This is a genomic window from Vibrio sp. B181a (genome assembly GCF_030248375.1).
Taxonomy (GTDB): domain Bacteria; phylum Pseudomonadota; class Gammaproteobacteria; order Enterobacterales; family Vibrionaceae; genus Vibrio; species Vibrio campbellii.
Genome location: NZ_JAHGAD010000156.1, coordinates 1 through 1,644, shown reverse-complemented (window position 1 = coordinate 1,644; position 1,644 = coordinate 1). Strand labels below are relative to the sequence as shown.

General features: G+C 44.6%; 1 protein-coding gene and 1 pseudogene. Both read left to right on the top strand.

The features are described from left to right. Positions 1-147 precede the first annotated feature (147 nt). Positions 148-1,281 (top strand): flagellin, encoded by a 1,134-nt coding sequence (locus KIO97_RS26890; RefSeq protein WP_285384442.1) that lies wholly within the window; start codon positions 148-150, stop codon positions 1,279-1,281. Between the two features lie 206 nt (positions 1,282-1,487). Further along, positions 1,488-1,644: pseudogene (locus KIO97_RS26885) on the top strand (flagellin); the annotation flags it as partial.

Below are 1,644 nucleotides of genomic sequence, written 5' to 3'. Positions count from 1 at the left end.
ACCGATCGGCATTACTCCGCTCGGAGGGCTTTTTCGTCTTTCCTCCCTTTCCATTACTTTGAGCACTGGCTCTTTCTCAAAAAAACCTAAACCTTTCTGCAATTTGGTCGATAAATATCCAAAGCCTTAATTTCAGGACCAATATTTGTGGCGATCACTGTTAATACCAATGTGGCAGCACTTGTCGCACAGCGTCATTTGACCAGTGCAACCGACATGCTGAACCAATCCATGGAGCGTTTGTCTTCAGGGAAGCGTATTAACAGCGCAAAGGATGACGCTGCGGGTCTGCAAATCTCCAACCGTCTGCAATCTCAAATGCGTGGTTTGGATGTTGCTGTGCGTAACGCGAACGACGGCATTTCCATCATGCAAACTGCTGAAGGCGCGATGAATGAAGTGACTAATATCATGCAGCGTATGCGTGATTTATCGCTTCAATCTGCTAACGGTTCAAACAGCAAAGCGGAACGTACAGCGCTGCAAGAAGAGGTCTCTGCTTTAAATGATGAGCTAAACCGCATTGCGGAAACTACTTCTTTTGGTGGGCATAAACTTCTGAATGGCAGCTTTGGTAAGTTGGCATTTCAAATCGGTGCAGCGTCAGGTGAAGCTGTGCAAGTTGAATTAAAGTCGATGCGCAGTGATGGCATTGATATGGGCGGTTTCAGCTACATTGCAAACGGACGCGCAAACTCTGATTGGCAAGTAAAAGACGGTGCGAATGAGCTTAGCATGTCATTTACTAATCGTTTTGGTGAGACGGAAACCATTCAAATTAATGCTAAAGCTGGCGATGATATCGAAGAGCTTGCGACTTATATCAATGGTCAAACTGACAAAGTCACGGCCTCTGTGAACGAAGACGGCCAGTTACAGCTATTTATGGCTGGAGAAGAAACTTCAGGCACTTTATCGTTTTCAGGTGATTTAGCCAGTGAACTAGGTCTGCAGCTAAAAGGTTACGATGCGGTTGATAATATCGACATTACGTCAGTCGGTGGTGCGCAACAAGCCGTCGCCGTCCTAGATACTGCGATGAAGTACGTTGATAGCCATCGTGCTGAGTTAGGTGCGTATCAAAACCGCTTTAATCACGCGATCAACAACCTGGATAACATCCACGAAAACCTAGCGGCTTCGAACAGCCGCATTCAAGATGCTGATTACGCAAAAGAAACCACGCAAATGGTGAAGCAGCAGATCTTACAACAGGTCAGTACTTCTATTCTTGCACAAGCAAAACAAGCGCCAAACCTTGCTTTGACGCTGCTTGGTTAATGGTTCATCCCGCACGAATTCAACGCAAAATCAGCCTTTATCGACAATTCGAAAAGAAGCTTTAGCGAAAAATGAAAGTTTTTTTGCTTTTTTATCCGCTTCGTCACGATTACCCCTCCAAACGAATTATTTTCAAAAAAATCTAAAATTTTTTCTAAAGAAAACAGGGCGTGCGCCGTTAATAAAAGTAACTTTGAGAGAACTACTTGGTTTTCCGAGACGTCGGAAACCGCTACATCGGAAAATCAATTGGAGAAATCACCATGGCAGTGAATGTAAACACAAACGTATCAGCGATGACCGCTCAGCGTTACCTAAACAACGCAAACTCAGCACAACAAACTTCTATGGAGCGTTTGTCTT